General features: G+C 32.1%; 17 protein-coding genes, 1 rRNA gene and 1 other annotated feature. Of the genes, 17 read left to right on the forward strand and 1 reads right to left on the reverse strand.

The window, feature by feature from the left end; all coding sequences use genetic code 11:
- The 16 genes from rrf to ACK2WN_RS08595 all read left to right on the forward strand — a co-directional run.
- Nucleotides 1-98: ribosomal RNA gene (gene rrf / locus ACK2WN_RS08520) — 5S ribosomal RNA — on the forward strand; the annotation flags it as partial.
- 440 nt (nucleotides 99-538) lie between these two features.
- Complete coding sequence (locus tag ACK2WN_RS08525) at nucleotides 539-3,982, forward strand: pyruvate carboxylase (RefSeq protein ID WP_416155335.1); 3,444 nt, start codon at nucleotides 539-541, stop codon at nucleotides 3,980-3,982.
- 183 nt (nucleotides 3,983-4,165) lie between these two features.
- The gene (bilS, locus tag ACK2WN_RS08530; protein ID WP_416155336.1) at nucleotides 4,166-4,666 is read left to right on the forward strand and encodes a flavodoxin family protein BilS; all 501 of its coding nucleotides are present in this window, start codon (nucleotides 4,166-4,168) and stop codon (nucleotides 4,664-4,666) included.
- 194 nt (nucleotides 4,667-4,860) lie between these two features.
- Nucleotides 4,861-6,786: an elongation factor G gene (locus tag ACK2WN_RS08535; RefSeq protein ID WP_416155337.1), complete on the forward strand. Its 1,926-nt coding sequence runs from the start codon at nucleotides 4,861-4,863 to the stop codon at nucleotides 6,784-6,786.
- Nucleotides 6,787-6,904: 118 nt separating this feature from the next.
- The gene (gene radA / locus ACK2WN_RS08540; protein WP_300530431.1) at nucleotides 6,905-8,284 is read left to right on the forward strand and encodes a DNA repair protein RadA; all 1,380 of its coding nucleotides are present in this window, start codon (nucleotides 6,905-6,907) and stop codon (nucleotides 8,282-8,284) included.
- 7 nt (nucleotides 8,285-8,291) lie between these two features.
- On the forward strand, nucleotides 8,292-9,362 hold the full coding sequence (gene disA, locus ACK2WN_RS08545) for a DNA integrity scanning diadenylate cyclase DisA (RefSeq protein ID WP_300530434.1): 1,071 nt from the start codon (nucleotides 8,292-8,294) through the stop codon (nucleotides 9,360-9,362).
- Nucleotides 9,363-9,535: 173 nt separating this feature from the next.
- Nucleotides 9,536-10,657, forward strand: coding sequence for a PIN/TRAM domain-containing protein (locus ACK2WN_RS08550; RefSeq protein WP_300530437.1), 1,122 nt, complete (start codon nucleotides 9,536-9,538; stop codon nucleotides 10,655-10,657).
- A gap of 83 nt (nucleotides 10,658-10,740) precedes the next feature.
- The gene (locus tag ACK2WN_RS08555) at nucleotides 10,741-11,562 is read left to right on the forward strand and encodes a transketolase (RefSeq protein ID WP_006440463.1); all 822 of its coding nucleotides are present in this window, start codon (nucleotides 10,741-10,743) and stop codon (nucleotides 11,560-11,562) included.
- Nucleotides 11,562-12,476 (forward strand): transketolase family protein, encoded by a 915-nt coding sequence (locus ACK2WN_RS08560; RefSeq protein WP_300530440.1) that lies wholly within the window; start codon nucleotides 11,562-11,564, stop codon nucleotides 12,474-12,476. Before ACK2WN_RS08555 ends, ACK2WN_RS08560 begins: the two co-directional genes overlap by 1 nt.
- 459 nt (nucleotides 12,477-12,935) lie before the next feature.
- Nucleotides 12,936-14,021: a leucine-rich repeat domain-containing protein gene (locus ACK2WN_RS08565; protein WP_416155338.1), complete on the forward strand. Its 1,086-nt coding sequence runs from the start codon at nucleotides 12,936-12,938 to the stop codon at nucleotides 14,019-14,021.
- Nucleotides 14,022-14,114: 93 nt separating this feature from the next.
- Nucleotides 14,115-14,798: a 2-C-methyl-D-erythritol 4-phosphate cytidylyltransferase gene (gene ispD / locus ACK2WN_RS08570; RefSeq protein ID WP_416155339.1), complete on the forward strand. Its 684-nt coding sequence runs from the start codon at nucleotides 14,115-14,117 to the stop codon at nucleotides 14,796-14,798.
- Nucleotides 14,799-14,871: 73 nt separating this feature from the next.
- Nucleotides 14,872-15,219: a radical SAM protein gene (locus tag ACK2WN_RS08575; protein ID WP_416155340.1), complete on the forward strand. Its 348-nt coding sequence runs from the start codon at nucleotides 14,872-14,874 to the stop codon at nucleotides 15,217-15,219.
- A 29-nt stretch (nucleotides 15,220-15,248) separates the two neighbouring features.
- Nucleotides 15,249-15,767, forward strand: a complete 519-nt coding sequence (locus tag ACK2WN_RS08580; RefSeq protein WP_331496049.1) for a hypothetical protein — start codon at nucleotides 15,249-15,251, stop codon at nucleotides 15,765-15,767.
- A gap of 45 nt (nucleotides 15,768-15,812) precedes the next feature.
- Nucleotides 15,813-16,295, forward strand: coding sequence for a 2-C-methyl-D-erythritol 2,4-cyclodiphosphate synthase (ispF, locus tag ACK2WN_RS08585; RefSeq protein WP_300531641.1), 483 nt, complete (start codon nucleotides 15,813-15,815; stop codon nucleotides 16,293-16,295).
- Nucleotides 16,296-16,376: 81 nt separating this feature from the next.
- Nucleotides 16,377-16,589: a binding site (T-box leader), on the forward strand.
- Between the two features lie 78 nt (nucleotides 16,590-16,667).
- Nucleotides 16,668-18,116 carry a proline--tRNA ligase gene (proS, locus tag ACK2WN_RS08590; protein ID WP_300531643.1) on the forward strand — a complete coding sequence of 483 codons (1,449 nt, stop codon included), beginning with the start codon at nucleotides 16,668-16,670 and terminating at the stop codon, nucleotides 18,114-18,116.
- Between the two features lie 92 nt (nucleotides 18,117-18,208).
- Nucleotides 18,209-19,903, forward strand: a complete 1,695-nt coding sequence (locus ACK2WN_RS08595; protein WP_416155341.1) for a proline--tRNA ligase — start codon at nucleotides 18,209-18,211, stop codon at nucleotides 19,901-19,903.
- Between the two features lie 153 nt (nucleotides 19,904-20,056).
- Here the strand turns inward: ACK2WN_RS08595 and ACK2WN_RS08600 are convergent, their stop codons facing one another.
- Entirely contained in the window at nucleotides 20,057-20,425 is a 369-nt protein-coding gene (locus ACK2WN_RS08600; protein WP_416155342.1) for a hypothetical protein, read from the reverse strand.
- Nucleotides 20,426-20,860: 435 nt separating this feature from the next.
- Here ACK2WN_RS08600 and ACK2WN_RS08605 point away from each other — a divergent pair, with 435 nt between their 5' ends.
- Nucleotides 20,861-21,073 (forward strand): hypothetical protein, encoded by a 213-nt coding sequence (locus ACK2WN_RS08605; protein WP_416155343.1) that lies wholly within the window; start codon nucleotides 20,861-20,863, stop codon nucleotides 21,071-21,073.
- Nucleotides 21,074-21,093 lie beyond the last annotated feature (20 nt).

Genomic DNA, 21,093 nt, shown 5'->3' on the forward strand with positions numbered 1-21,093 from the left:
AGGATACACCTGTTCCCATTCCGAACACAGAAGTTAAGCTCTCTATCGCTGATGGTACTTGGGGCGAAGGCCCCTGGGAGAGTAGGACGTAGCCACGTAATCTTTTTTTATTTGTAGAAAATAAAAAATAGTATTTTTATAAGATTGTTAATAAAATATTATATGTTTATTGATACTATGTAAAAATATAATATTAAAACGATAAAAAGCTTATATATTAAAATGATTAATAATCATAACTCTCCAATTAAGGAGAGTTATTTTTTTTTGAAAATTTCAAAAAAATCACTTATTTATTAATAAATTTAAAAATAAAAGTAAAAAGCCGTTTAATTAGTGTTATAATAAACAAGACACTAAAAAAAATACTATTTACTTTATTTTTGAAAATAAAAATGATATTATTATAGGAAAGTGGGAAAATAATTCTTTATAAAAGAAGATATTTACCTTAGATTTATATAGTGGAGTCTAATATTTTTAGATAAGGTTAAAAGTGATATTATCAATATAAGAATAAATAAGGAGGAATAATCTGATGACTAAAAAGTTTAATAAAATACTTGTAGCTAACAGAGGCGAAATAGCTATAAGAATATTTAGAGCATGTTCAGAACTTGGAATAAAAAGTGTAGGTATATATAGTAAAGAAGATAAATATGGATTATTCAGAACTAAAGCTGACGAATCTTACTTAATAGGAGAAGGAAAAGGTCCTATAGATGCATATCTTGATATGGATGGAATAATAGCTCTTGCTAAAAGAAAAAAAGTAGACGCTATACATCCTGGATACGGATTCTTAGCTGAAAATGCAGAATTTGCTAGAAAATGTGAAGAAAATGGAATAACATTCATAGGTCCATCTTCAGAAGTAATGGATCTTATGGGAGATAAAATAAACTCTAAAAAAATAGCTCATGAGGTAAATGTACAGACTATACCTGGTGTAGAAAAAGCTATAAAATCTACAGCTGAAGCTAAAGAAGTTGCAGCTCAGATAGGTTATCCAGTAATGATAAAAGCTTCTAACGGTGGTGGAGGAAGAGGTATGAGAATAGTTCACCATGAAGAAGACTTAGAATTAGAATATGAAACAGCTTGTAGTGAATCAAGAAAAGCATTTGGAGAAGACATAATATTCATAGAAAAATATATAGAAGATCCAAAACATATAGAAGTACAGATATTAGGTGACCAGTATGGAAACTTAGTACATCTTTATGAAAGAGACTGCTCTGTACAGAGAAGACATCAGAAAATAATAGAATACGCACCAGCATTCTCTTTAAGTGAAAAAACTAGACAGGAAATATGTGCTGATGCTGTAAAACTTGCTAAACATGTTGGATACTCAAGTGCTGGTACATTAGAATTCCTTGTTGATAAACACGGAAACCACTACTTCATAGAAATGAACACAAGAATACAGGTTGAACATACTGTATCTGAAATGGTAACAGGAATAGACATAGTTCAGAGCCAGATACTAGTTGCAGAAGGATACTCTTTAGATAGCCCTGAAATAGACATAAAATCTCAGGATGACGTACAGCTTAGAGGATACTCTATACAGTGCCGTGTTACTACTGAAGATCCTAAAAACAACTTCATGCCTGACACAGGAAAAATACAGGTATACAGAACTGGTTCAGGATTTGGTATAAGACTTGACGGTGGAAATGGATTTACAGGTGCAAACATAAGCCCATACTACGATAGCTTACTTGTTAAAACAATTTCTTACGATAGAACATTCAAAGGAGCTATAAACAAAACTCTAAGATCTATAAAAGAAATGAGAGTTAGAGGGGTTAAAACAAATGTAGGATTCCTTGTAAACGTACTTAACAACCCTCAGTTTGAAAAAGGTCTATGTTCAACTAAATTTATAGATGAAAACCCAGAACTATTTGACATACAGGAAAGTAAAGACAGAGGAACTAAACTATTACAGTACATAGGAAACGTAATAGTAAACGAAAATAAATGTGCAGAAAAACCAAGATTTGATGCATTACACGAACCAGACTTATCAAGAGAAGTACCTATAATAGAAGGAAGTAAAGCTAAATTTGAAAGACTTGGTAAAAAAGCATACATAGAAGGAATAGCAAACGATAAAAAAGTATTACTAACTGATACAACTATGCGTGATGCCCATCAGTCATTATTAGCTACTAGATTTAGAACTAATGACTTCCTAAACGTAGCAGAAGCAACTGATAAATATCAGAAAGACTTATTCTCACTTGAAATGTGGGGTGGAGCTACATACGACGTTGCATACAGATTCCTAAAAGAATCTCCATGGAAAAGACTTCAGAAATTAAGAGAAGCTATACCAGACATAAACTTCCAGATGTTACTAAGAGCTTCTAACGCAGTTGGATATAAAAACTATCCAGACAACGTAATAGAAGAATTCATAAAAGCATCTGCAAGAGAAGGAATAGACGTATTTAGAATATTCGACTCACTAAACTGGGTAGAAAACATGAAACCATCTATAACTACAGCTCTAGAAACTGGAAAAATAGTAGAAGGTACAATGTGTTACACAGGAGACATATTAGATAAGAGCAAATCTAAATACAACCTAGAATACTACATAAAAATGGCTAAAGAATTAGAAGCATTAGGTTCTGACATAATAGCAATAAAAGACATGTCAGGTCTATTAAAACCTTATGCTGCATATACTCTTGTAAAAGAACTTAAAAAAGAAATAAAAGCTCCTATACACCTACATACTCACGACACAAGTGGAAATGGTGTTGCACTATGCTTAATGGCAGCAGAAGCAGGAGTAGACATAATAGACTGTGCACTAGAATCAATGGCAGGATTAACAAGTCAGCCTTCACTAAATGCTATAGTTGAAGCATTAAAACACACAGAAAGAGACACAGGAATAGACTTATACGGATATGATCAGCTTGGAAGATACTACAAAGATTTAAGAAAAGTATACAAAAGATTTGAATCAGACCTTACAAACTCTTGTGCAGAAATATACAACTTCGAAATACCAGGTGGACAGTACACTAACTTAAAACCTCAGGCAGACAGCTTAGGACTAGTAGGCAGATTTGATGAAGTAAAAGAAAACTACAAAGTTGCAAATGAAATAGTTGGTGACATAATAAAAGTTACTCCATCATCAAAAGTAGTTGGGGACTTAGCAATATTCATGTCTAAAAACAACTTAACAAAAGAAAACATATACGAAGAAGGAAAACACCTTGCATTCCCAGACTCAGTAGTTGACTACTGCAAAGGTATGATAGGACAGCCAGAAGGTGGAGTACCAAAAGAATTATCAGAGGTAGTACTAAAAGGTGAAGAAGCTATAACTGTAAGACCAGGTTCACTTCTACCAGCAGAAGATTTCGATGCTATAAAACAGCACTTAAAAGAAAAATTTGAGCTAAAAGAAGTAACAGACCTTCAGGCGATAAGTTATGCATTATATCCAAAAGTATACGAAGAATACTTAGAACATATCAATGAATACAATGAAATATCTAAACTAGAAAGTGACGTATTCTTCTACGGATTAAACAAAAATGAAGAATGTGAAGTTGAAATAGAAGAAGGTAAAAACTTAACTATAAGACTTACTGACATAGGAGATGTTAAAGATGACGGATTCAGAACTGTTGATTTCGAATTAAATGGAATGATGAGATCTGTTGAAATCAAAGATAACAACTTCTCTGGAGCTATAAACCACGTTGAAAAAGCTGACATGGGAGACCCACTTCAGATAGGTGCAAGTATACCAGGTAAAGTGGTTAAACTTCTTGTAAAAGAAGGAGATGCAGTAACTAAGAACCAACCATTAATAGTAATAGAAGCTATGAAGATGGAAACTAACATAGTTGCTAAGACTGACGGTGTAATAAAATCTATCAAAGTTGCAGACGGTGACATGGTAGTAGACAAACAGTTACTTATGATAATGAAAGAAGCAGAATAATTTAATAAAAATAATAATCTAGGGGATAAGTTATTAAACTTATTCCCTATTTTTATTTTTTTAGAATATAATATATATAACATTATCATAGGAAAAATTTAGATAAAAAGATTTTAAAACATAATTATTAAAAAGTGATATAATTTAGTTGATAAAATTATTTATAGAAAAGAGGAAATAGATATGAATTATTCAGTTGTTTATGCAACATCTACAGGAAATACAAAATTATTAGCAGATAATGTGGCAGAAGTACTGGGTTCAGAATGTGTTTATTTTGGACAGCCAGATGAAAAAGCCAAAAAATCAGATGTAATATTTATAGGATTTTGGACAGATAAGGGAACTTGTAACGAAGAAATAAAAGACTTTATATCAGAATTAAAAGATAAAAAAGTATTCTTATTTGGCTCAGCTGGAGCTGGAGATGAAGACTATCTAAACATGGTAATAAACAATGTAAAAAAAGAAATAAATAAAAGCTGTGATGTAATCGGTGAATTTATGTGCCAGGGTAAAATGCAGCAAGGTGTTAAAGCTAGATATGAAAAAATGTTAGCTGAAAAACCAGGTGACGAACAAATACTAAGTTTAATTAAAAATTTTGAAGAAGCTTTAAATCACCCTAATGAAGACGATTTAACTAGACTTAAAAATAAAGTAAAAGAAGTAGTTGGGAAATAAGAAAATTATCATAAAAAGACAAAAAATTAGTTGATAAAAATATTTTTCAAAAAAGTTAAAAAATTTTCAAAATAAAAGAGGAAAACGTATTTATATATAGAATTTAATATAGTGTAAAGTTGATTTTCAACTCTACTCAAATTGCAAATTATTTTATTAATAAAAAATTACTATTCTCAAAGGTGGGTGTTCATATGAAAGTATATGATAGCAAAATGATAAGAAATGTAGCAATATTAGGTCACAGTGGATGTGGGAAAACAAATCTTATAGAAACAATATCTCACGTAGCAAATGCAAAAAAAATACCTAAACTTACTGCAAAAGCAAATATGACTTATAGTATGGGTCTTATTCCAATAGAATACGACGACTATAAATTCAATTTACTGGACACTCCAGGTTATTCTGATTTCAGCGGTGATGTTATATCAGCTCTAAAAGTATGTGATTTAGCAGTTATAGTAATAGATGCAACAGATCCATTACAGGTAGGAACTGAAAAAGCAATAGAGCTTACTGAAGGAATACCAAAATTAATGTTTATAAATAAAATAGATAATGAAAAAGCTAGATATAAAGACGTTATAGAAATGCTAAACGGAAAATTCGCTCATAAAATAATAGCTATGATAAGCCCAATATACAAAGACAAAAAATTCTGCGGACTACACAATGTTTTTGAAAATGTAGACGACTTAGAAGGCGAATTCAAAGAACAGGCAATAAGCATGAAAGAAGCTCTTATGGAATTAATAGCTGAAACTGACGACGAAACTTTAGAAAAATACTTCAGCGGAGAAGAATTAACTAAAGAAGAAATACAGAAAGGTATAATCATAGGAGTTCATAAAGGTGACATAATACCAGTTATATCTGGATCAACTATAAATAACGTAGGAACAAAAGAAATAATAGACACTATATCAAGTTATATAGAACCTACATATCTTGACAATGAAAGTCCATTCAAAGGACAGGTATTCAAAACTGTAGTAGACCCATTCGTAGGAAAAATGTCTTACATAAAAATAGTTCAGGGTACAGTTAAAAAAGAAACAGAAGTATATAACCTAAACAGAGAAGTAAAAGATAAATTAGCAAATATATACTCTATAAACGGAAGCGAACTTATAGAACTTGAATCAGCAAAAGCAGGAGATATAATAATAGTTGCTAAATCTCCAACACTAAAAACAGGAGATACTATATCTACTTGCAAAGATGAAATACCAGAAGATGAAATAAACTTCCCTAAACCACAGATATACTATGCTGTTAGCCCTAAAAACAAAAACGACGATGAAAAAGTTGGAACAATATTATCAAAACTAACAGAAGAAGATCCAACTCTTGATTTCTACAGAAATGCTGAAACAAAACAGGCTCTTCTAGGTGGACAGGGTGAACTTCATCTAAAAACAATAATAAACAAAATGAAAGACAAATTCGGTACAGAAGTAGAACTTAGCGACCTTAAAGTTGCATATAGAGAAACAATAAAAGGTAAATCAGATGTTCAAGGAAAACATAAAAAACAGTCTGGTGGACATGGACAGTACGGAGATGTAAAAATCAGATTTGAAAGATGTGAAAATGAATTCGAATTTGATGAAGAAATATTCGGTGGTTCAGTTCCAAAACAGTACATACCAGCAGTTGAAAAAGGATTAAAAGAAAGTATGGCAAAAGGTATACTAGCTGGATACCCAGTAAGTAACATAAAAGCTACTCTTTATGATGGTTCTTATCACGATGTTGACTCTTCTGAAATGGCATTCAAAATGGCAGCTTCTATAGCATTCAAAAAAGGTATGGAAGAAGCACAGCCAGTACTTCTTGAACCAATCATGAAACTTTCTATAACAATACCAGATGAATACATGGGAGATGTTATGGGAGATATAAACAAGAGAAGAGGTAAAATACTAGGTATGGAACCTACTGACAACGGAAAACAGTTATTAATAGCTGAAGCTCCTCAGGCAGAAACATTCAAATATGCAATAGACTTAAGAGCTATGACTCAGGGTAGAGGATACTTTGAAATGGAATTTGCTAGATATGCAGAAGTTCCTAACCAGATAGCTGAAAAAATAATAGCAGCAGCTAAAAAATAAAACTAATTGAACAAAAAACTTAGAGTTTAACATAATATTTTAAGATATTGTCCTATATATATGATAAAATTATATAGGACAATATTTTTTTGGGGAAATATAGAAAAAGGAATAGATTATGGCAAAAATAAAAACAAAATACGTATGTCAGTCATGTGGATATGAAAATCCAAAATGGCTAGGAAAATGTCCTGAATGTATGAAATGGAATACATTTGTGGAGGAAATAGAAGATAAAAGTTCAAAAAGTAATCACAGAGAAACATTTGTAATAGATAAATCATCACAGAAACCTGTAAACATAAACTCAATAACAATAAAACACGAAGAAAGATTCTCTAGTGGAATAAATGAGTTAAACAGAGTATTAGGTGGTGGAATAGTTAGAGGATCACTTGTACTTGTAGGTGGAGACCCTGGAATTGGTAAATCTACACTACTTCTACAGGTATCTGAAAGTGTTGCACAGTCAGGCAAAAAAGTTCTGTACATATCTGGAGAAGAATCAGAATCTCAGATAAAAATGAGAGCCGAAAGATTAAATGCAAAATCAGAAAATCTGTATATAATGGCAGAAAACAACTTAAACATAATAGAACATAACTTAGAAGGATTTGACCCTGACCTTATAATACTGGATTCAATTCAGACTGTATTTACACCGGATATAGCTTCGGCGCCGGGAACAGTTAGCCAGATAAAAGAGGGTACCTCTAGATTTATGAGAATTTCTAAAAAAATGGGAATATCTACATTTGTTGTTGGACACGTTACAAAAGAAGGAGCTTTAGCAGGTCCAAAGATAATGGAGCACATGGTCGATACAGTACTTTACTTTGAAGGTGAGAGATATAACACTTACAGACTTATAAGAGCTGTAAAAAATAGATTTGGTTCTACAAATGAACTAGGTGTATTTGAAATGAGTGAAAAAGGACTACAAGAGCTTGAAAACCCATCAAAAGCACTTATATCAGAAAAACCAGAAAACGCATCTGGTTCTGTAATAGTATCGACTGTAGAGGGAACAAGACCGATGTTATTAGAGCTTCAAGCACTTGTATCGCCGACTAGCTTTGGTATACCTAGAAGAACAGCTACAGGAATAGACTTTAACAGGGTAAATCTACTACTTGCGGTGCTTGAAAAAAGAGCTGGAATGCAGATACAAAATCAAGACGTATATCTAAACATAGTAGGTGGAATAAAGATAAATGAGCCGTCTATGGATTTAGGTGTTATACTAGCAGTTGCATCTGGCTTTAGAAACATACCTATAAGCGGAGAAGTTGCTGTTACTGGAGAAGTTGGACTTACTGGAGAAATAAGGGGTGTAAGCTACATTGAAAAAAGAATATCTGAATGCAGAAAATTAGGCTTCAAAAAAATAATAATTCCAAAGTCTAATTATGAAGCTGTAAAAGATGTAAAAGGTATAGAAATATGGCCAGTTGAAAATGTAAGACAGGCTATAAATATGGTATTGAGAGGAGAGTAGTTAGTACATGGATGTATATGTAACAGATAAAACGATGAGAAAAGAAGTCCTTAAAATGATATCTCCGGGTACTCCTCTTAGACAGGGACTAGACAATGTCCTAAAGGCTAAAACAGGAGGACTTATAGTAATAGCAAATGATGAAAGTGTTATGGACTTAGTAGACGGTGGATTTGCTATACACGTTGAATATACTCCGTCATATCTTTATGAACTTGCAAAGATGGACGGTGCAATAGTGCTAAACTCAGATGTAGATGAGATATTATACGCAAATACGCAGCTAATTCCAGATTATTCTATAAAAACATCAGAAACAGGTACTAGACATAGAACAGCTGAGAGGGTTGCAAAACAGACTAAAGCTATTGTAATTGCAATATCACAGAGAAGAAATGTAATATCTGTCTATAAAGGGGATCAGAAGTATGTAGTTGAAGACATATCAAAAATATTTACTAAGGCAAATCAGGCACTTCAAACTCTTGAAAAATATAAATCTGTATTAGACCAAGCAGTTGCGAGCTTAAATACATTAGAATTCAATGGTTTTGTAACTATATACGACGTAGCATTGGTATTACAAAAAATTGAAATGGTAATGAGGGTTACTGACATAATAGAAAGTTATTTACTAGAATTAGGAGTTGAAGGTGCACTTATAAAAATGCAGCTTGAAGAACTTATGGGTAGTACAAGAGAAGACCGGGAACTAGTATTAAAAGACTATGGAACACAGGTAGCTTCTAGTGAATTTAAGGAAAAATTAGCAAACCTTACAGAAGATGAATTACTAGACCTTACAAACATAGCTAGAATCCTTGGATACACAGGTGTATCAGAAAATATGGATATGCCTATAAAAACAAAAGGTTATAGAGTACTCAATAAGATTCACAGATTACCTAGAACAATAATAGAAAACTTAGTCAATTATTTTGATAATTTCCAAGACATACTTACAGCTTCAATAGAAGAACTAGATGAAGTTGAAGGAATTGGAGAAATAAGAGCTACTTACATAAGAAATGGGCTTGTAAAAATGAAGCAGCTAGCATTATTAGATAGACATATTTAAAACCTGAGGAATAGAAATGCAATTATACAATTTATATTAAAAAATGATATAATAGACTAAGTTGGGGAAAAATGTGGCAAAATTGGTGAAATTTTGGTGAAGTTTGCTAATTTTGTTGTACATAAGTTAAAATTTAGTCTATAATAATAAAATATAATAGGGGAGGTGATACATTGATTAAGAAGATTGTAAGATTTTTAATTGGTGGATTAGGTTTAATCGTAGGTTCTTCTACTTACGTATCAGTAACACAGAATTTTAAAGTATTAACATATAACAATAAAACATACGAAGCAGTAGCAGCTGTAGTAGCAGGTTTAGTATTAGGAATCATATTTTATTTAATAGAGCCTTGGGTTATGAACAAAATTAGAAAAATAGCTAGGGCCGCAGAAAAAGAAATATCAAAATACCCTCAGGTTGATATACTACTTGGATCTGTAGGTCTTATAGTTGGTTTTGTAATAGCCTATCTTGTAAGTGGACTTATAAACTCTATACCTATAGTAGGTAAAGCAATATCAGTACTTGTATACTTAGTACTGGGATACTTAGGAGTTAGAATAGCTCTTAAGAGTAAAAATGACCTTGCCAATTTTGGTAAATTAAACAAAAGATTAGCAGCTTCTCTTGCAAAAGAAAAAGAGCAAGAAAAAGAATGTGAAAAATTAAAAGAAGAAGTCAAAGACTGTGGCTCAGCAATTCCTCCAAAAGTATTAGACACAAGTGTAATAATAGACGGGAGAATAGCAGATATATGTCAGACAGGCTTTATAGAAGGTAAGTTAATAATACCAGCATTCGTACTAGAGGAGCTTAGACACATAGCCGACTCTGCTGACGACTTAAAAAGAGTAAGAGGTAGAAGAGGACTAGATATATTAAACATAATCCAGAAGGAATTAAATATAGAAGTTGAAATAAGCGAACAGGATTTCCCTGAAATAGCTGAAGTAGATAGTAAATTATTAAAACTAGCTCAGGTATTAGGTGGGAAGGTTGTTACAAACGACTTCAATTTAAACAAAGTTGCCCAGTTCCAGGGTGTTGAGGTTTTAAATATAAACGAGCTTGCAAATGCTGTTAAACCAGTTGCTATACCTGGTGAAGACATGGTCGTTCAAGTTGTAAAAGAAGGTAAAGAAGCTCAGCAGGGTATCGCATACTTAGACGACGGTACTATGATAGTTGTAGACGGTGGTAAAAAATACATGGGTCAGACTATAAAAGTACTAGTAACATCTGTTCTTCAGACACCAGCAGGTAGAATGATATTTGCAAAACCTAAGAATTAATTGTAAAATAAAAAATGATAGTGTAAAGTTGCTTAGGCTACTTTCAAAATAGAGAAAATAAAAATTAGAAAGGAATTAGTGAAATGAACAATAATGAATTAAAAGCTATTGCAAAAGAAGTAAGAATTGACATTATTAAGTCAGTTTCAGAAGCAAAATCAGGTCATCCAGGAGGATCATTATCAGCAGCAGATATACTAACAGTATTATACTTTGATGCTATGAATATAGACCCTTCTAACCCAAAATGGGAAGACAGAGATAGATTCGTTCTTTCTAAAGGTCATGGTGCACCAGCTTTATATGCAGTATTAGCTGAAAGAGGATACTTCCCTAAAGAAGAATTACTAAAACTTAGAAAATTTGGTGCTATGCTTCAGGGACATCCTGATATGAAAAAAACTCCAGGTGTTGATATGTCAACAGGTTCTTTAGGACAGGGATTATCAGCAGCAAACGGAATGGCTTTAGCAGCTAAATTAGATGGTAAAGACTACAACGTTTACGCTCTTCTTGGAGATGGAGAAGTTCAGGAAGGTATGATATGGGAAGCTGCAATGAGTGCTGCTCATTACAAATTAGATAACATAATAGCTTTCTTAGACCACAATGGTTTACAGATAGACGGTTCTAATGATGAAGTTATGAGCCTTGGAAAAATAGCTAAAAAATTCGATGCATTCGGATGGAATGTAATATCTATAGACGGACATGATTTCGATCAGATAAAAAAAGCTATAGAAATGGCTAAAGAAGAAGAAGGAAGACCTTCTATAGTTATATGTGAAACAGTAAAAGGTAAAGGAGTTTCATTCATGGAAGACCAGGCTGGATGGCATGGTAAAGCTCCAAACGCTGAAGAAACAGCTAAAGCATTAGAAGACTTAGAAGGAGGACTTAAATAATGGAAAGTATAGCAACTAGAGAGGCTTATGGAAAAACACTAGTAGAATTAGTTGAAAATAAAGATATCGTAGTTCTTGATGCAGACTTAGCAGGAGCTACAAAAACTGCAATGTTCAAAAAAGCATGCCCAGAAAGATTCTTCGATATGGGTATAGCAGAAGGTGATATGATGGGTACAGCAGCAGGTCTTGCAGTATCTGGAAAAATACCTTTCGCAAGTACTTTCGCAATATTCGCAGCAGGTAGAGGATTTGAACAGATAAGAAACTCTATATGCTACCCAAATATAAACGTTAAAATAGCTGCTACTCATGCAGGTGTTACAGTTGGGGAAGACGGAGGAAGTCACCAGGCAATAGAAGATATTTCACTAATGAGAAGTTTACCAAACATGGTAGTATTAAACCCAGCAGATGCTGTTGAAGCTAGACAGATGGTATTAGCTGCAGCTGAATACGTTGGACCAATGTACTTAAGATTTGGTAGAGCTGCTACTCCAGTTATACATGACGAATCTTACAAATTCGAATTAGGAAAAGGTGAAGTAGTTAAAGAAGGTAAAGATGTATCTATAATAGCTACAGGTATAATGGTTGCTAAAGCATTAGAAGCTGCTGAAACATTAAAAGCAGAAGGAATAGATGCAGAAGTAATAAACATATCTACAATAAAACCTTTAGACAACGAACTTGTTTTAGCATCAGCTAAGAAAACAGGAAAAGTTGTTACAGCTGAAGAACACAGTATAATAGGTGGATTAGGTTCTGCAGTATGTGAATTATTAGCAGAAGAATATCCAGTTAAAGTAACTAGAATAGGTGTTAAAGACGTATTTGGACAGTCAGGAACACCAGCTGCATTACTAGAACACTACGGACTAACTGCAGCAGACATAGTTAAAGCTTGTAAATAATTTAATATAGACGAAAAATAAAGGGAAACGAATTAACGCTCCAGGCAACCAAGTTGTATTGTCGCTGTTAATTTCGTTTCCCATTTTTTTTCGCACATAGTTAAACTTATTTACATGGTGAAAAAATCAGGTTGGAAATAAGAAAAAGTAGAAAAATATTAATGTTCATGGCTTCGACATGTGCAAAAGCGAAGCTTTTTAGAGGTTGTACATGTCTGTAGATAATCACTATTAATATTTTTCTACTTTTTCTTATTAGTATGTAAATTTATTAACCGTAGGGGATTTATAGAAATATATACAATGCTTAATAAATAATGATAAAATAAAATTAAAGAATTATATATTAGAAATGAAATTTTCATATTCTAATATATAAAAGAACTAGATATTTATAAAATACCTTTTGTAGTGCTTAGAGGAAATTTATTATAGTTTATAAATCGGAGGATATGTGTTATGGAAGATTTGAAGAAGTTTTTTGATTATTATCCAAATTGTTTAGAAAGTGTGAAACAGTTTAGAAGTTCATTAATGGAATATTATCCATCTCAAAAGAGAAAGGTTAATATTCTTGTTGCTATGTATGAGTGTGGTATGATTGAAAGTATAAAAGAAAGTATAAATAATGATGACATAGACGATATAGTGAAATTTGTTGAACAGCTAGAGGATGAATATGGAATTGCTATTCAGTATTCATATGATATAGTTCTGGATTTAAAATATGCTTTAAAGAGCATAAGTGAGGAAAGTAGTAATGGAAATGAGAATGAATATAGGGAAATAGTTAGAGGAAATCCTAATGAATACGATATTTATGAAACGGAATTAGGGTATTATATTACAAAATTTAAAGGTTTTGAAGAGGAAGAAATGACTATTCCAAATATGATAAATGGATGTGAAATTGTAGGAATAGCAAAGGGTGTTTACAAAGGATGTTTAACGGTTAAAAAAATTAATGTAAGTGAAGGAATAAAAGCAATTGGAAGTGGAGTATTTCAAGATTGTAAATCATTAGAAAGTGTTAAATTGCCGAATAGCCTTGTTCAAATTGGTGGTAATTTGGCAAAATACGGAGAAGGTGCTTTTTCGAATACAAATTTGAGAGAGGTAGTAATTCCTCCTAATGTAGAATATATGGGAGCGTATACTTTTCTTGGATGTGGAAATTTGAGAAAAATTGAAATGAGTAATAAAATTGAGGTTATACGTGAAAGTACATTCAGCTTTTGTGGTGCACTAGAAGAAATTATATGGTCATCTAATTTAGTAGAAATAGGAGAAAAGGCCTTTTACAGATGCAATAGTCTTCATAATGTTAAGATTCCTGATGGAACAAAAATTTTAGGAAGAAAGGCTTTTTATGATACATTTTTAGAATCAATATATATTCCTAAAACAGTAACTAAGATAGGAGATAATTTACTTTTCTATTATAGCCATTCAAGTGATAAATATACAATATATTGTGAAGCTAATTCTGTTGCTATGGAATATGCGAGAAAAAATAACATTAAGTGCAAAAGAGCTGATTTTTAGAATTAAAGGAACGTCGTTTGATGTTCCTTTTTATATTTTGTAAATAATGATAAAATAATGTTAGATGATTATGTTTTAGAAAGGATATATGATATGAATACTGTTATGATTGTTGCTGCTGGTAGTGGCAAGAGAATGAATGCAGGGATGAATAAGCAGTTTATAAAGATAAATGATAAAGAGATTGTTGCACATACAATAGAGAGGTTTTACAATTCTCCTTTGATAGATGAGATTGTTCTTTGTATTAAGGAAGAGGAAGAGGATTTTGTTAGGGAGAATATAATAGAGAAGTATGGATTTAAGGATATAGTTATATCTTATGGTGGTAAGGAAAGACAGGATACGATAAATAATGGGCTTGAGAAAGTTAGTCCTGATTGTGATATTTTACTTATTCACGATGGTGCTAGACCTTTTGTTACAGATGAGATTATAGAAAATGCTGTTAATGAAACTAAGAGATTAAAGGCAACTGTTGTCGGTGTTATGGTCAAGGATACGATAAAGGTTGTCGATGGAAATGAGATAGTAGATACTCCAAATAGGGCAAATCTTTGGGCTGCTCAGACACCACAGTCTTTTGATTTTAATTTGATAAAAGACGCGTATGAGCTTGCATATAGAGATGGATTCTATGGAACTGATGATGCTATGATTGCAGAACATGCAGGTCATAAGGTGTATATGATTCAGGGAAGTTACGACAATATTAAGATAACTAGTCCTGAGGATCTGCCTATATCAGAAGTTATTTCCCGGGGAATAAATTCTTAAAAATGCTACATAAATAGTAAAATAATACAAAAACAACAAATAAAAAACTGAGATATTAAAAGTAGGTGATTCTATGAAATACACAGGAACAACTTATAGACCTCCATTTGAGGCGAATTCTCTTTTGCTACAGGTAACTACAGGATGTAGCCACAATAAGTGTACGTTTTGTACTATGTACAGAAATATACCTTTTGAAGTTGAAAGTATGGAACAGATTGAAGCTGATTTAAGAGAGGCGAGGGGCAGAAGAAAAAGAATAAAGAAAGTATTTTTAGAAAATGGAGATCCTTTTGTTTTAAGTGGAGATAAGTTAAAACAGATTGCTGAAAAGATAGAGGAGATTATTCCTGAAGTGGAAAATATCTCTATGTTTGCTACAATAAAGCATATGTCATTGATAAAACGGATGATGAATTAAAAGAGCTTAAAAAACTTAAAATAAACAATTTGAATGTAGGGATAGAGTCTGGATTAGAAGAAGCGGTCGAGTTTATGAATAAGGGATATACTGTAGAAGTTGCCAAAAGAGAGTTTAAAAGACTTGAAAATGCAGGAATGGACTATAGTATAAATATAATAATTGGCTGCGGTGGAAGTGATAAGAGTAGAGAAAATGCGATAAAAACAGCGAAACTTGTCAACGAATTAAATCCAAAGATAGTATTTGTTGGGAGTATTCACGCTGATGAGGGAAGTAAGTTGGAAAAATTAAAGGCAACAGGAAAATTCAATGAGAATACTCTTAGAGAAAACATAGAAGAAGAAAAATTGTTCATCGAGAAACTAGATGAAAGAGATATAGAATTCTTTGGATTACATCCATCAAATGCTGTAAGGCTACACGGAAACTTATCCAAAGATAAAGAAACTATGATTGAGAAATTAGACAATGCATTAAAAGAAATACCAGATGAAATCTTGGATAAAGTGAGTAAAAGAGGTTTTGAAGGAACTGTAGAATTTTAATAAACAGAAATGAATGGAATTTTATAAACAGATAGGAGAGATAATATGAGAGTTGGAATGGGATATGATGTACATAGACTTGTAGAAGATAGAAAACTAATAATAGGTGGAGTGGAAATTCCTCATGAAAAAGGATTATTAGGACATTCTGATGCAGATGTACTTACACATGCAGTTATGGACTCAATACTTGGGGCTATGGCTATGGGAGATATTGGGAAACACTTCCCAGACACAGATCCAAAGTTTAAAGGTGCAGATAGCTTAAAACTTATGGAACACGTATATGAAATTATGAAAGAAGAAGGATATGCGATTGGAAACATAGACTGTACTATAATTGCACAGGCTCCAAAGATGGCTCCACACATACCACAGATGAGAGAAAACTTTGCTAGAATAATGCACACAGACATAAAAAACATAAATGTAAAAGCTACAACAGAAGAAAAACTAGGATTTACTGGAAGTGGAGACGGAATTTCTGCACAAAGTATATGTTTATTATTGACAGAATTTAATAAATAATATATCATTGAGAGTATAAGTGAAACAAATAACACAATCACAGACTATAGAATAAAGCTATATTATCTATAGAAAATTTATATGATTGCAATGATAAAGAAGTAGTAGGTAGTGAAAGTCTTACAGAGAGGAAATGTTGATGAGAAATTTCTAGATGGAAGCAACTGAACCAATCTTTTAGCTTAGAGGGGTAGCAACCTCTACGGATGGAGCCGTTATACTCCAGCAAGAGAATCACGATATTTTGTGATTAACTAGAGTGGTACCGCGGAAACTATGCCTTTCGTCTCTATTAAGAGATGAAAGGCTTTTTTTATTATAAAAAATAATTATAAAAAATTAATCTATAAAATAAAAAGGAGAATAAAAAAGATGGCAAAAAATGATAAACAGTTCGTTGAAGAAATTACACCTATGGAGGTAGACTTTGCTCAGTGGTATACAGATGTTGTTACTAAAACTGACTTAGTTGACTACGCTCCAGTAAAAGGATTCATGGTTATAAAACCTTATGGATACGCATTATGGGAAAAAATACAGGAATTCTTTGATGCTAAAATAAAAGCAACAGGACACAAAAACTGCTACTTCCCACTATTAATACCAGAAAGCTTATTAACTAAAGAAGCAGAACACGTTGAAGGTTTCGCTCCAGAAGTTGCTTGGGTAACTCAGGGTGGAAACAAAACATTAGAAGAAAGACTATGTGTTAGACCAACTTCTGAAACAATAATATGTACAATGTACGCTAAATGGTTAAAATCATACAGAGAATTACCATACCTATACAACCAGTGGTGTTCAGTTGTAAGATGGGAAAAAACTACTAGACCATTCTTAAGAACTTCTGAATTCTTATGGCAGGAAGGTCATACTCTACATGAAACATACGAAGAAGCAGAAAAAGAAACATTAGATATACTTCAGATGTACAAAGAAGTATGTGAAGACTTATTAGCTATGCCAGTTATAGATGGACAGAAATCTGAAAGTGAAAAATTCGCTGGTGGAGAAAGAACTTACACAATAGAAGCTATGATGCACGATGGTAAAGCATTACAGTCAGGAACAAGTCACTTCTTAGGACAGCACTTCACTAAAGCATTTGATATAACATTTGCAGATAGAGAAGGTGGATTATCTCATCCATACCACACTTCTTGGGGTATATCAACTAGATTAATAGGTGGACTTATAATGACTCACTCTGACAATAGAGGTCTTGTACTTCCTCCAAGAATAGCTCCAACTCAGGTTATGATAGTTCCAATAGCTGCTAACAAAGGTGGAGTAATGGAAAAAGTTGACGAATTATACGCTGCATTAAAAGAAAAAGGTGCTAGAGTAGAAGTTGACGATAGACCAAACTACTCAACTGGATACAAACTAAACGACTGCGAAATGAAAGGTATACCAGTAAGAATAGAAATAGGACCAAAAGATATAGAAAACAACCAGGCTATGGTATTCAGAAGAGATACATTAGAAAAAGAAGCAGTATCTTTAGACAACTTAGTTGAACATGTAACAGGATTATTCGATACTATACACAACGATATGTTAGAAAAAGCTAGAAAACATAGAGAAAACAGAACTTCTGTAGCTAAAGATATGACTGAATTTAAAACAGCTTTAGAAGAAAAACCAGGATTCATAAAAGCTATGTGGTGTGGATGCCCAGAATGTGAAGCTAAAATAAAAGAAGAAACAGCTGCTACAATAAGATGTATACCATTCGAACAGGAAGATCTTGGAACTAATAAATGTGTATACTGTGGAAAAGAAGCTAAAGACATGGTTATAATAGCTAAAGCATACTAAGAATAGAAATTAAATAAAGCCTGAAAAGTCTGCCGGATTCTTTGATGGCAGGCTTTTTATGTTTGTATAATAAAATTGCTGAGGTGATGCAAATGAGATTTTCAAAAATGTTCATACCTACAAAAAGAGAAATACCTACAGATGTGGAGATAGAAAGTCATAAACTTATGATAAGATCTGGAATGATAAAAAAATCTGCTTCTGGAATATACAACCAGTTACCCTTAGGACTAAAGGTAGAGAGAAAAATAGAAAGTATAATAAAAGAAGAAGTAGAAGATGCAGATTTCCGGGAAATGCTTTGTTCTGCACTTATTCCATCAGAATTATGGCAGGAATCAGGAAGATGGGCTAGAAGAGGAGCAGAAATGTTTAGACTAGAGGACAGAACTGGCAAAGAATTCTGCTTAGGGCCTACACACGAAGAAGTATTTACAGATATAGTTAGACAGGAAGTAAGCTCATACAAACAGTTACCCGTGAAACTATACCAGATACAGAGCAAATATAGAGATGAAAAAAAACCTAGATTTGGGACAATGAGAACAAAGTCATTTACAATGTTTGACGCATATAGCTTTGACAAAGACGAAGAAAGCTTAAACAAATCTTATGAAGAAATGATAGCAGCATTCAAAAGAATATTTGACAGATGTGGAGTTAGCTATAGCTTAGTTGAGGCAGAATCAGGAATAGAAGGAGCTCCATCTTCAATAGAATTCATGGTTAAATCTGAAATAGGTGAAGATGAATTAGCTATATGCTCTGATTGTACTTATGCAGCAAACAGAGAAAGTGCAGAATGTATGCCAAGAGAATTCGAATTTGAAGAATTAGGAGCACTTGAAGAAGTACACACTCCAGATGCTAGAACAATAAAAGATTTAGAAGAATTCTTTGGTGCTGAAGGAAATAGATTTGCGAAGACAATAATATACTACGCTGATGGAAAAACTGTAACAGTTGTTGTAAGAGGCGATAGAGAAGTAAACGAAAACAAAGTAAAAAGAGCTATTGGTGAAGTGGAAGAATTTGGACTTGCTACAGACGAAATGGTAAAAGATGTAACCGGATCTGAGGTTGGATTTGCTGGACCAATAGGAATAAACTCTGACATACTACTTATAGATGAAGAAATAGCAAACGGCAAAAACCTAATAACAGGTGCAAACAAAACTGGATACCACTTCAAAAATGCAAACTTTGGAAGAGATTTTGAAGGAACTGTTGGCGATTTTAGAACTGTTAGAGAAGGGGATAAATGCCCTAAATGTGGTGCTCCTCTAAAAATAAGAAGGGGAATCGAAATAGGACATATATTCAAAGCAGGTCAGAAATTCTCTGAAAATATGAACGCAATGTACAGAAGTGAAGAAGAAACTGATGAATATATCCAGCTTGGATGCTATGAAATAGGTACAGAAAGACTAACTGCTACAATAATAGAGCAGAACTTTGACGCAGACGGAATAGTTTGGCCACTTAGTGTAGCTCCATTTGAAGTAGAGATAATTCCTGTAAATTTAAAAAATGAGGATGTTGTAAATACTGCTGAAAGAATTTACAAAGAACTTAAACTTATGGGAGTAGATGTACTAATAGACGATAGAGATGCTAGACCAGGAACTAAGTTTAAAGACTCTGATTTAATAGGAATTCCTGTGAGAATAACTGTAGGAAGAGATTTAAAAGAAGGTTTAGTTGAAATGAAGTTTAGAAATAGCGAAGAAAGAGAACTAATATCTGCGGTAGATGCAGCAGAAATAGTAAGAGATAGATTATTATAAGAAAAGAGGGAGTAACTCAACTAACACTTGCGCCTATACAGGCGACGGGCGTGTTAGTCGAGTTATCTCCCTCTTTTGGTATATAAATCTATACTTTTGGGAGTTTTTCTTAAATGTGTGTAGATTGAATACAAATTACTTTTGGCTAATATTTTATTCATCTACTTTTTTAGATTTAATATACAAATATATTGCCATTAGTACTACTAAAACAAGATATATATTTATTATAATTTTTCCTATGAATATATAAGCTATTGAAGCAACTATTCCAAGAATGAGCCAAAACATACAAAGATAATTATTATTTTTTTCTGAAAATACATTTCTACGAATTATTCCAGATATTATAGAATATGTGATTATTAATAATACGTATATATCTACTATTTTAAATGCTATTTTATCTATATTTTTTACATTAAATTTATCTAAAATAAATATAAATACAGGTATTAGTATAGCAAGAATTAGTATATAGTAAAGAAATTTTTTGTAATCTTTTTTATTGAAATCTAGCATTGTCTACAACTCCTTAATCATATTTATTATATCTATTTTAAAAACGTTTTTAAGTTGTTTTAATAATACTATTTTTATATTTTTACTACAATATAAAATTAACATTTGTAATTATATTGTCATTAATTTAACTAACTATTTTTTTCCTATTTTTATAACTTTAGAATATTTATATCTCTTAATAATACAGAATTCAACTGTAATGAAAGAAGAATCAATATTATTGTATTGATAAAATATTTACTCTAAAAAAGTAAAATTTAATTTATTTTCAAAAATGACAAAAAAATGACAAATATTGTTTTTTTATTGATTCAAGAAGAGAAAGATGATATTCTTAGAACAACTTAAAGATATCTTTAAAAATTAATTACATAGAGGTAGATAATATGAAAAAAATAATAGTAAAGATAAAAAGATATAAAGGTGATATTTATGAAAAAATATAAAAATATAATTATTTTTGTAATAGGAATAGTAGTTTTACTTCTATCAAGTACAATAGGATATAAAATACATTATTTGTTTATGGGATTTGTTGAGAAAAGTTTTTATCAAGATGCAATAATGTTATCTTTGTCAATAGTATCATCTATGTTTGTAGGAATATCTTTAATAATAAAAAGTTTGTTAATGGAAAGAAAATAAAAATTGATAGAATAAATTGG

The sequence above is a fragment of the Peptacetobacter sp. AB800 genome (assembly GCF_047807365.1).
In the GTDB taxonomy this organism is placed as follows: domain Bacteria; phylum Bacillota; class Clostridia; order Peptostreptococcales; family Peptostreptococcaceae; genus Peptacetobacter.

What these genes read in the sequence shown, in the direction of transcription:
- ACK2WN_RS08525 (WP_416155335.1), top strand. Translation starts at nt 539, where the DNA reads ATGACTAAAAAGTTTAATAAAATACTTGTAGCTAACAGAGGCGAAATA.
- bilS (WP_416155336.1), top strand. Translation starts at nt 4,166, where the DNA reads ATGAATTATTCAGTTGTTTATGCAACATCTACAGGAAATACAAAATTA.
- ACK2WN_RS08535 (WP_416155337.1), top strand. Translation starts at nt 4,861, where the DNA reads ATGAAAGTATATGATAGCAAAATGATAAGAAATGTAGCAATATTAGGT.
- radA (WP_300530431.1), top strand. Translation starts at nt 6,905, where the DNA reads ATGGCAAAAATAAAAACAAAATACGTATGTCAGTCATGTGGATATGAA.
- disA (WP_300530434.1), top strand. Translation starts at nt 8,292, where the DNA reads ATGGATGTATATGTAACAGATAAAACGATGAGAAAAGAAGTCCTTAAA.
- ACK2WN_RS08555 (WP_006440463.1), top strand. Translation starts at nt 10,741, where the DNA reads ATGAACAATAATGAATTAAAAGCTATTGCAAAAGAAGTAAGAATTGAC.
- ACK2WN_RS08560 (WP_300530440.1), top strand. Translation starts at nt 11,562, where the DNA reads ATGGAAAGTATAGCAACTAGAGAGGCTTATGGAAAAACACTAGTAGAA.
- ACK2WN_RS08565 (WP_416155338.1), top strand. Translation starts at nt 12,936, where the DNA reads ATGGAAGATTTGAAGAAGTTTTTTGATTATTATCCAAATTGTTTAGAA.
- ispD (WP_416155339.1), top strand. Translation starts at nt 14,115, where the DNA reads ATGAATACTGTTATGATTGTTGCTGCTGGTAGTGGCAAGAGAATGAAT.
- ACK2WN_RS08575 (WP_416155340.1), top strand. Translation starts at nt 14,872, where the DNA reads ATGAAATACACAGGAACAACTTATAGACCTCCATTTGAGGCGAATTCT.
- ispF (WP_300531641.1), top strand. Translation starts at nt 15,813, where the DNA reads ATGAGAGTTGGAATGGGATATGATGTACATAGACTTGTAGAAGATAGA.
- proS (WP_300531643.1), top strand. Translation starts at nt 16,668, where the DNA reads ATGGCAAAAAATGATAAACAGTTCGTTGAAGAAATTACACCTATGGAG.
- ACK2WN_RS08595 (WP_416155341.1), top strand. Translation starts at nt 18,209, where the DNA reads ATGAGATTTTCAAAAATGTTCATACCTACAAAAAGAGAAATACCTACA.
- ACK2WN_RS08600 (WP_416155342.1), bottom strand. Translation starts at nt 20,425, where the DNA reads ATGCTAGATTTCAATAAAAAAGATTACAAAAAATTTCTTTACTATATA.
- ACK2WN_RS08605 (WP_416155343.1), top strand. Translation starts at nt 20,861, where the DNA reads ATGAAAAAATATAAAAATATAATTATTTTTGTAATAGGAATAGTAGTT.